This window comes from Chryseobacterium oryctis (assembly GCF_025971925.1).
Lineage (GTDB): Bacteria > Bacteroidota > Bacteroidia > Flavobacteriales > Weeksellaceae > Chryseobacterium > Chryseobacterium oryctis.
The window spans coordinates 402342-412006 of the sequence record NZ_JAPDHV010000003.1; the positions used below are offsets into that span (position 1 = coordinate 402342).

General features: G+C 31.1%; 15 protein-coding genes and 3 tRNA genes. 3 read left to right on the forward strand and 15 right to left on the reverse strand.

Annotated features, from left to right (window positions below):
• The first annotated feature begins 103 nt into the window (after positions 1-103).
• From OH806_RS08860 to OH806_RS08870, 3 genes are all read left to right on the forward strand, one after another.
• A tRNA-Ser gene (locus OH806_RS08860) sits at positions 104-188 on the forward strand.
• Positions 189-204: 16 nt separating this feature from the next.
• A tRNA-Pro gene (locus OH806_RS08865) sits at positions 205-279 on the forward strand.
• Positions 280-327: 48 nt separating this feature from the next.
• A tRNA-Arg gene (locus OH806_RS08870) sits at positions 328-401 on the forward strand.
• A gap of 127 nt (positions 402-528) precedes the next feature.
• On the opposite strand, the gene OH806_RS08875 is transcribed toward OH806_RS08870, so the two are convergent.
• The 15 genes from OH806_RS08875 to OH806_RS08950 all read right to left on the reverse strand — a co-directional run bounded on the left by OH806_RS08875 (position 529) and on the right by OH806_RS08950 (position 9656).
• Positions 529-888: an RHS repeat-associated core domain-containing protein gene (locus tag OH806_RS08875; RefSeq protein ID WP_264743317.1), complete on the reverse strand. Its 360-nt coding sequence runs from the start codon at positions 886-888 to the stop codon at positions 529-531.
• A gap of 14 nt (positions 889-902) precedes the next feature.
• On the reverse strand, positions 903-1346 hold the full coding sequence (locus OH806_RS08880) for a hypothetical protein (protein WP_264743318.1): 444 nt from the start codon (positions 1344-1346) through the stop codon (positions 903-905).
• 2 nt (positions 1347-1348) lie between these two features.
• Positions 1349-2173, reverse strand: coding sequence for an RHS repeat domain-containing protein (locus tag OH806_RS08885; protein ID WP_264743319.1), 825 nt, complete (start codon positions 2171-2173; stop codon positions 1349-1351).
• Positions 2174-2456: 283 nt separating this feature from the next.
• Positions 2457-2954, reverse strand: a complete 498-nt coding sequence (locus OH806_RS08890; RefSeq protein ID WP_264743320.1) for a hypothetical protein — start codon at positions 2952-2954, stop codon at positions 2457-2459.
• Positions 2926-3801 (reverse strand): RHS repeat-associated core domain-containing protein, encoded by an 876-nt coding sequence (locus OH806_RS16560; protein ID WP_406567609.1) that lies wholly within the window; start codon positions 3799-3801, stop codon positions 2926-2928. Before OH806_RS16560 ends, OH806_RS08890 begins: the two co-directional genes overlap by 29 nt.
• 195 nt (positions 3802-3996) lie before the next feature.
• Entirely contained in the window at positions 3997-4500 is a 504-nt protein-coding gene (locus OH806_RS08905; RefSeq protein ID WP_264743321.1) for a hypothetical protein, read from the reverse strand.
• Position 4501: 1 nt separating this feature from the next.
• A complete protein-coding gene (locus OH806_RS08910; protein ID WP_264743322.1) occupies positions 4502-4879 on the reverse strand; it encodes a hypothetical protein in 378 nt (125 codons plus the stop codon).
• Positions 4845-5204, reverse strand: coding sequence for a hypothetical protein (locus tag OH806_RS08915; RefSeq protein ID WP_264743323.1), 360 nt, complete (start codon positions 5202-5204; stop codon positions 4845-4847). Before OH806_RS08915 ends, OH806_RS08910 begins: the two co-directional genes overlap by 35 nt.
• On the reverse strand, positions 5194-5448 hold the full coding sequence (locus tag OH806_RS08920) for an RHS repeat domain-containing protein (protein WP_264743324.1): 255 nt from the start codon (positions 5446-5448) through the stop codon (positions 5194-5196). Before OH806_RS08920 ends, OH806_RS08915 begins: the two co-directional genes overlap by 11 nt.
• Positions 5449-5730: 282 nt before the next feature.
• Complete coding sequence (locus OH806_RS08925; RefSeq protein WP_264743325.1) at positions 5731-6246, reverse strand: hypothetical protein; 516 nt, start codon at positions 6244-6246, stop codon at positions 5731-5733.
• A 2-nt stretch (positions 6247-6248) separates the two neighbouring features.
• The gene (locus tag OH806_RS08930) at positions 6249-6794 is read right to left on the reverse strand and encodes a hypothetical protein (protein ID WP_264743326.1); all 546 of its coding nucleotides are present in this window, start codon (positions 6792-6794) and stop codon (positions 6249-6251) included.
• A gap of 43 nt (positions 6795-6837) precedes the next feature.
• Positions 6838-7299, reverse strand: coding sequence for a hypothetical protein (locus tag OH806_RS08935; RefSeq protein WP_264743327.1), 462 nt, complete (start codon positions 7297-7299; stop codon positions 6838-6840).
• A 2-nt stretch (positions 7300-7301) separates the two neighbouring features.
• Positions 7302-8234, reverse strand: a complete 933-nt coding sequence (locus tag OH806_RS08940) for an RHS repeat-associated core domain-containing protein (protein ID WP_264743328.1) — start codon at positions 8232-8234, stop codon at positions 7302-7304.
• 281 nt (positions 8235-8515) lie between these two features.
• On the reverse strand, positions 8516-9031 hold the full coding sequence (locus OH806_RS08945) for a hypothetical protein (RefSeq protein ID WP_264743325.1): 516 nt from the start codon (positions 9029-9031) through the stop codon (positions 8516-8518).
• A 118-nt stretch (positions 9032-9149) separates the two neighbouring features.
• Complete coding sequence (locus tag OH806_RS08950) at positions 9150-9656, reverse strand: hypothetical protein (protein WP_264743329.1); 507 nt, start codon at positions 9654-9656, stop codon at positions 9150-9152.
• Positions 9657-9665 lie beyond the last annotated feature (9 nt).

Consider the following 9665-nt stretch of genomic DNA (forward strand, 5'->3'; position numbering starts at 1 on the left):
AATACGCAAAATTTTCTTGAAAAATATTTGGTAAATAAAGAAATCTGCTCTATATTTGCACTCGCAATAACGGAACAAAGTTCATTAAAATACAAAGATAAAAGGAGGGTTGCCGGAGTGGTTAACGGAGCAGTTTGCTAAACTGTCGACGCGAAAGTGTCGCAAGGGTTCGAATCCCTTACCCTCCGCTTTCTATATATCTTTCGGGGCGTAGCGTAGTCCGGTCATCGCGCCTGGTTTGGGACCAGGAGGTCGCAGGTTCGAATCCTGCCGCCCCGACTTAAAAGCTTTTTATTATAAATACTAAGCGAGAATCAAAATTTTAATGGGTGCGTAGCTCAGCTGGATAGAGCATCTGCCTTCTAAGCAGACGGTCAAAGGTTCGAATCCTTTCGCGCTCACGAAACCTTTCAACAAAGTTGAGAGGTTTTTTTGTTTATCGTATTTTTCTTATAGATTTCCCCATTAATCATTACTGATTAAAATTAGTACAAAAATTTTACTTTTTTCATTTAGAGTCTTATCAGCTCAAAGTCGTAGACTTTGCGCAGCGGAGGATGATGCTGTTGCTCCCCTTCTAGAAAACTCTCCTGCCCTATCCGCCAAGATATTTCCAGCTCTATTCATCAATCCTATTTTAGATGGATTTTTAATTGCAATTTTAATTTGCTCTCCAAAAGTCTGTTTTCCATTAGGATCCACATAAATAATAGGATTTTGATAACAATATATATATGGATTTAAATTCCCCCAATAAGATACCCCTCCATTATGCTGCCCATCGCCGTAAAACTCGGTTTCCATTACAGGATTATACACTGCCAGTGGATCCACACCATACCAAATACTCAATCTAGGATTATAATACCTTGCTCCATAATAGTACAATCCTGTATCTTCATCTAATTCTTTCCATTGATATTGATATTGATATTATTTTTTAATGCTAATTCTTTGATTCTATAAATTGTTTCTTCTTTGTTGATATATCCATTTTTTATATCAATAAGTAATTCTTCCAATGTTACTTTATAAAGATTAGCTTCATTATCAGACAGAAAACTTATTACTTCAGTTAAAGCATTATCATAATCTTTCAATTCGTAATATGATAGATATTTTATTTGAGAAGCATATTCATTTTTATTATCTCTTTGCAACAACTTATCAGCAATGTCAATAGCTAAATAATAATCTTCTATATTATATAAGCAGTTTGATAAAAATAAAAGTCTCAAGTTTTCATATTTTGAAGGCAAGTTTCTTAAATTATTCAAAATGTTGATGGCTAATTCATACTGTTCATTATCCATCAAATCTTTGCTCTTTTGTAGTTCGTTAGTCATATTTATGCAGATAAATTATACTGATTGATAAGATGTTGTTTTTGTTCTTGCTTTTTCTGCTTTTCTCGTACTTCTTCTTCCGTCTTAGAATTTGGAGAAACAGTTTTTTGCAAATTAATATTGTCTTTTTTAACTTCTGGATGGAGTAATACTTTAACATCAAATTCATCAATATTATTAATATCAATTCTTCTTAAGGCATTTTTTAAATTTTGTTTTGATTTATTTATTGATTGTATTGCATTTTGTTTTGATCCTTGGGGAGCATTTTTTTTCAATTTTTCTTGAGCTCTGCTTATTCCATCCATTTTGTCTTTAGCTCTTTCAACTTGATTATTATATTTAATCCTTTCACTAGAATTTCGAGTACCTTCTGCCGTCTTTGACAAAGATTCTGTTGTTTCTCCAGTTTTTGTAATAGTTTCTATAACCGTAGGCTTCACAGAAGAGTTTTCAAATAAAGGCATTAAAGGCCTAAACATTCCCCAACAACAATTTTCATTAGAATCATCATTAATTTCTATTGGAGCTTTTCCATCGGGATCAACGTACTTCACAGGATTATCAAAAGTATAATTATATGGACTCCAACTTGGCATTTTCTCTGTCAGAGGATCCACCCCATACCAAATACTCAACCTCGGGTTATAATACCTTGCTCCATAATAATACAATCCTGTGTCTTCATCTAATTCTTTAGCATTAAATTTAAACGGATTGTTATACGAGCCATCCATCTGCTCTAGCATTGTCTCCCCGAATGGTAAATTTAAGAAAAATTGTGTTGCCTCAGACTGAGAATTGGTAACAAATGTTGCTGTTCCCAAATGATCTCCATGCAGATAATATAAATCCGGATGTTGATACTCCTCTCTTAGCCCAACAGAAACATTATCGCCAAGACCTGATTTTCAAGATATTTCTTAAAGTCTGCTTTTGCATCGGCAGTTTTTTCAGGAGCCTCATGTTCCTCATTCTCTTAATTATATGGCTTACCCTTTTTCTTTTTGTCATAAATGTAAAAAACGCTACAGTATTGTAGCGTTTAAAAACTTTATACATTACTTATCAACTCAAAGTCACAGACTTTGCGTAGCGGAGGAATTTTAGTTATTCAGAACATTGCTTATATAAATACCAATCTTTTTTATATTTTTCAAAATATGTTTTGTTCACATCTTTCAAACTGTTTGTATCTGACAATCGTAAAAATGTATATGAACATTTATCCAAGAAAAAAGCAAACTGAATATTTTGAAAATTATCAACAGATAAATTTGCAATATCTAATTTATCAAATTTATCTAAGAGCTTTTCTAATGATTTAATTTCTGTCTCAGACTTAGTAATAAAATTATTATTTCTGTTTTTGATATTCTTAATTTTTCCAGTAATTCCTTTTTTAACAAAAATTCTTTCATCATCTTTTTCTACATTAGCATTACTTACTAAATACACTCCATTTCTATATGTTATGGAATATCCCTTAAAATAAGTGAAATTTTCATTTTCAAGTTTGGAAAATTTATCGCTATACTTAGTTGAATTACATTCGGTAAGAATGAAAAATAAGAATAAGCTAATAAGAATTCTTGTGAGTTTTTCCATATGATATTATATTTGGTATTGATCTATAGCCACCCCGTTTAGCGTGAGTAGCTCCTAATATTATCGATCTTTGGTCATCTTTAGAATCCCACTGAGATTCATATCCATTTCTTCTTGAGTTAAATTTGCTGTTTGCGTGTGCTCCCATTTGAAGACCTGCATAATCAAACCCAACTGTATATCCTGTAGCTCCCCATAAATAATTACCAAAATTCATTTGATTATGAGCTGTTGTATCTCCCTCTGGTAAGAAAAGAGCATTAGAATAACTATTTAAAGGATCTGAACTTGCTTCTGCATATTTACTTGGAAGAACAGAATATGAATAATCAAAGTCTCCTCCTCCTTGACTTTCCCAAGCAAAATTAAATTTTCCAGATTCAAACGCTCCTTGTTTTTTAAGCATTCCCTGTATATCTTTTTCACTTACAAACACAACCTTATTTATAATTCCTCTATCTATTTGTTTTGCATCTTCTTTTGGATCTGCAAATGAATAGTTAGTTCTGTCTTTTGTTTTAGAGTTTTCTATGACAAGTCTATGAGGTTGATTATTTTTCTCGGTTCTAACATAATTACCTTTCTCATCGAAAATATAATCATTAGGAGGTTTCACTTTTGTGTCTTCCGCAATCATTCCCGTCGGGTCGATGAAGCGAATAGGATTATTCATTGCATAAGCGTATGGAGACCAAGAAGGAGTTTTCTCAGCAAGCGGATCCACACCATACCAAATACTCAATCTAGGGTTATAATACCTTGCTCCATAATAATACAATCCTGTATCTGTATCTTCATCTAATTCTTTTGCATTAAATTTAAACGGATTGTTATACGAACCATCCATCTGCTCTAGTATTGTCTCCCCAAATGGTAAATTTAAGAAAAATTGTGTTGCACCTCCTGTTACCTAGTCACAAAATTTTACTTTCTTGCGTTTTAAACAAATAGTAAAACATGAAAATAAATAAATTATTTTTAGACTCGTAAAAAAATCTTACCAATAAAAAGTTTAAAACGTCGGAGAGCGGGGGAGGATTTCTTAATCTAAATTATTTAAATAATCAAACCCTTCCAATTCATTGGTATAGCCTACACTTAAGAGATCATATTTTATTATTTTGAGAAGATTATTCCACTCACATATAAATTCTTTTTTATTTACCTTAATAATATTAGAAACTTTTCTTAAATCTTCTATTGTAGTATTTTTATAATGATATGGAGCAATACTTGTCCATTCCGCCTCAATTATAACAATATCATTATTGATTGAAAAATTCCAAATTGCAGTAAAACCAGCATCTAAAAAACTTACATAAAAATCATCATCATGCTCAAGCTCTTCTAACATTACTATTACATCACTATATATTTGAGAAAAACTAATCCCATCTAAAGGTATCTTAAAGCCATTCCAACAAATAAATATGAAAAGATCTTCACTATAATTATAGATAGTACTAATAGCCTCGCAAACCGTTAAATCTTCTATATCTCTTTTTTTCCCAATTAAGTCTTTTCTCTTTATTATAATCTTAAACATACTATTTAGCTTTTTTATGAATTGTTCCAGCTGTCTTAGAATCTATTGGAAATCCATGAAAGGTTCCATTTCCATTATTTCTTACTCGGATTTTGTCCGGTTTTGATTGTGTACCATCTGGGTTATAAACTGTACTTGTACTACCTTCATTTATTGGGAAATCTTCAAAATCTCCAGGAGTAGGTTTTCCATTTTTTTCTGGTCCAGGTTCCAAAGTTCCTGCCTTTTTACCGGCATAATCCAAATCTTCTGTACTCCCCCATTTTCCTTGAGGGTTTCCTGTTTCTCGAGCCCTTCTTTTTGCATCTCCTTCTTGCCATTGTATTCCATGTTCCTTTCTTCTTTTATAGCCATTTTCTGGCTTTAAACTTATCAGCAAAAAGTTGTTTCAGTTTCTGATACGCCAATGTAGCCAGTGTTAATTTTATAGCCGTAATCCAAGCCTCTCTTCTTATAGTTATATCAACACCTTCTCTAACTTTACTCTCTACAGGTTCAATACGAGGAAACGGTGTATAATAGTCTCCTCTTTTAAACATTGGAATTGGTATACCAGATCTATAGCCTCTTGAAGCAGTTGATTCAGTCTGTTTACCATTAGGATCAATATATTTAATAGGATTTTGATAGGTATAAATATATGGGTTAAGATTTCCCCAGAAGTAGACTCCACCATTGTGCTGCCCGTCTCCATTAGAACTCACTCTCCATTACTGGATTGTAGACTGCTAGTGGGTCGACACCATACCAAATACTCAATCTAGGGTTATAATACCTAGCTCCATAATAGTACAATCCTGTATCTTCATCTAATTCTTTAGCATTAAATTTAAACGGATTGTTATACGAGCCATCCATCTGCTCTAGCATTGTTTCCCCGAATGGTAAATTTAAGAAAAATTGTGTTGCCTCAGACTGAGAATTGGTAACAAATGTTGCTGTTCCCAAATGATCGCCATGCAGATAATATAAATCCGGATGTTGATACTCCTCTCTTAGCTCAACAGAAACATTATCGCCAAGACCTGATTTTTCAAGATACTTCTTAAAGTCTGCTTTTGCATCGGCAGTTTTTTCATGAGCCTTATGTTCCTCATTCTCTTAATTATACGGCTTACTTTTTTCTTTTTGTCATAAATGTAAAAAACGCTACAGTATTGTAGCGTTTAAAAACTTTATACATTACTTATCAACTCTAAGTCAAAGGCTTTGCGTAGCGGAGGTTTTGTCTTATTCTTTTTGAAGATTATAAAGATCTCCTCCTTCTTTCGTACATTGAATAAATATTTTATTTGGAATACTATCTTTTAGACTAATTTTTGTTAACTGATTACAAATATCATTATTATAATTGAAAACTACATTTTCGTTATTTTCTATATCCGTAGGAACAGCTAAAGCGGAACCTAAATTGTAATATCCCTTTAATTTATTATGACTATTATAAATATATAATTGACCATTACCTCGTTTAGAATCTTCATAAGTACCTGTATAGTGAACAGAATTTACTATTTTAAGAGTATCCTTTTTATTTGTAATAATATTTCCTAAATATTTTACCACCTGCTCATCAATTTCTTTTCCTACTTTCGAAAACTCAAAATCTTGGCTAATTATATTTTCTTCTAACACAAGTAATCGACAACGTTCATAATAGTCAATTTCTATTTTATTACCATCTAATTTTTGCTCAGATTTACTACATCCTATAAGCAATATTAATATTAAACAAGCTCTTTTCATTTTTAATAATCTGAAGGTTTAGTTTTTTTGGATTCTTGTTGCATTTGCAAAACTCTTTTTTGATACCCAGCTGTACCACCTCCATTATATCCTTCTACAGCTTTTGACCAACCTTGGAATTTATATGTTGACTGTCGTGTTTTTGAGTCATAAGTAACACCACCTTTAAAGCCTTTGGTTGCTAAAATCCTCGTACCAGAAAATAATGATGTAGATTCATCCGTTTTAGCACCTTTAGATAATTGATATTCACTTTTCATTTTAGACCAATCTCCTGGTACATTTGCTTGCATTATATCTGTTATACCCGTTGTTCCAGCATTAGATTCTTGAACTGTAATAGTTTTCACCAAAGTAGGATCTAAATCAGGAATTCCTTTTATAGCATCTTGTGGAATAGGATTCCCTCCCTCAGTCACTAAATTTAATTGCCCTGAATTTTTTGCTTGATTAAAATATCCTGTCCTTGCAGCAATTTGATAATCGTTTTCTTGGTAAGCTGGTCCTGAAACATTTTCGGCTCCTTTATTTTGGATAATATTAGGCATTGGAACTTGTTTCCATCCAGCTGTACTTTGAGCGGGAGAATTATTATTTTACTTTGTAAACGATATTATTAAAAATAATCTTATTGACTTTGTAATCTTTATCATAATGATATTCCATTTTTAAAACCCTTCCATAATCAATCGATTTATACATCGTTATATAATCATCTTGGGTTTTCTTGATAATTAGACTATCTCCTTTATATTTATCTCCTTCGTAGGTTTTATAATTTTTTATTGTAGACAGCAAAACATCTTTACCAATACTATCTTTTGAAAATGATTTGTCACAACTATAAAACTCACCATTTCTCTTTAAAAAATAAAATTCTGTACCTCCTATTTTTTCTTTGTAAAGACTTAAAACAGATAGGTTATTTCCATTATTCTCCATAACAATATTATAAGAATTGTCTGGATCCACTGAACTTTTCAAAATATAATTATAATCCTTATCCGAGCAAGAAAGTATAATTAATAAAAAGATATAATAAACTAATTTCATAATTATTTTTTAGATTCTTTTGGCCATTGAGGTTTTAGTCCTAAATCATTCATTATCCCATCATAGACTTTTGCTCCTTTAGGATTTGTAGATTTACTATGGTCGCCATCATAGTCTCTATCTTGCTCTTTACGTAACTGTTGAATATTACCAGATTTTAAAAGATCCAAATATCTTTCGTGCTTAGTTCCATGTTTCCCAAATTCATGAGCTATAGTTTCTATAAGTCCATCAGTGGTATTTGGAGTTCCAGCTTCAGCAGTACCAATATTTACATTTAAATCTCCTGTTTTTGTATCAAAACCTGTTGTTCCTTCTGCAATAACGCCTCCGCCATTCATAGCCCAAGCATATTCAGTATTTACTTTATTGTTATTCCTGATATCATAAATATTAAGATTTTGGTCGCTTAGTTTCCCATCTTCGGTAGCTTTGATTCCATAAAAGGATTGTCCCTTTTTCATATATTGACGGAGAAAAGCTTGAGCAGTTTCGCTTTTAACAAATTTTTTCATTGCTACATCCATATCTTTAGAAAAATAACCTTTTGTAGTAAACAGCTTCACGCTTTCTCTACTCCATTTTCCATGACTATCACGTCTTACTTTTATGTTGTTAACAAAATATGGAACTATATCTCTTCCATCAGGGTCGGTATAAAAAATTGGATTATCAGCAGCATAAATGTAAGGAGAAAGGGAAGGATACTTCTCCGCTAGCGGATCAACCCCATACCAAATACTCAACCTCGGGTTATAATACCTTGCCCCATAATAGTACAATCCTGTGTCTTCATCTAATTCTTTAGCATTAAATTTAAACGGATTGTTATACGAGCCGTCCATCTGCTCCAGCATCGTCTCCCCGAATGGTAAATTTAAGAAAAATTGTGTTGCCTCAGACTGAGAATTGGTAACAAATGTTGCTGTTCCCAAATGATCTCCATGAAGATAATATAAATCCGGATGTTGATACTCCTCTCTTAGCTCAACAGAAACATTATCGCCAAGACCTGATTTTCAAGATATTTCTTAAAGTCTGCTTTTGTATCGGCAGTTTTTTCAGGAGCCTTGTGTTCCCATTCTCTTAATTATACGGCTTCCTTTTTTCTTTTTGTTATAAATGTAAAAAAACGCTACAGTATTGTAGCGTTTAAAAACTTTATACATTACTTATCAACTCAAAGTCACAGACTTTGCGTAGCGGATGTTTTGTCTTATTCTTTTTGAAGATTATAAAGATCTCCTCCTTCTTTCGTACATTGAATAAATATTTTATTTGGAATACTATCTTTTAGACTAATTTTTGTTAACTGATTACAAATATCATTATTATAATTGAAAACTACATTTTCGTTATTTTCTATATCCGTAGGAACAGCTAAAGCGGAACCTAAATTGTAATATCCCTTTAATTTATTATGACTATTATAAATATATAATTGACCATTACCTCGTTTAGAATCTTCATAAGTACCTGTATAGTGAACAGAATTTACTATTTTAAGAGTATCCTTTTTATTTGTAATAATATTTCCTAAATATTTTACCACCTGCTCATCAATTTCTTTTCCTACTTTCGAAAACTCAAAATCTTGGCTAATTATATTTTCTTCTAACACAAGTAATCGACAACGTTCATAATAATCAATTTCTATTTTATTACCATCTAATTTTTGCTCAGATTTACTACATCCTATAAGCAATATTAATATTAAACAAGCTCTTTTCATTTTTAATAATCTGAAGGTTTAGGTTTTTTGGATTCTTGTTTCATTTGCAAAACTCTTTTTTGGTACCCAGCTGTGAATATCCCTCTTTTTATTTACTTCTTTGTAAAATTTATAAATATTATAAAATCAAACCATTAGGTTTATTGTCTAATATATCATTTAATAATTCTTCATTAATATTTTCTTTTCTTTTAATAATATTTTTATAAATAAATTCTAAGATTTTTGACAATTCATCTTTAAATAAATTAGAATCAATGCTTAAAAAAGGATATTCATTTAATATTTTTTCATTATGACTTAAAACAGTATTCCATTGTGATAATATATTAATATTACTACCATCTTTTTTCATATCCCATACAACATCAAATGTATTTGATGGAAAAGCAATCTGAAGTACATTATTTTTTGATTCCAAAAATTTAATCACATATACAAAATCATCAAATATTATAGATAAATCATACTTATATGAAAGATTTATATTAATATTATTCCAAACAATGCAAAAACAATCTTCACTTAAAGGAAAAATATTTTCAATTAATTCTCCTACTGATTCATATTTTTTCAACGACTCTTCCTCTTCAATATGTGGATGATTTAAAATTATTTTAAACATAATTAAATA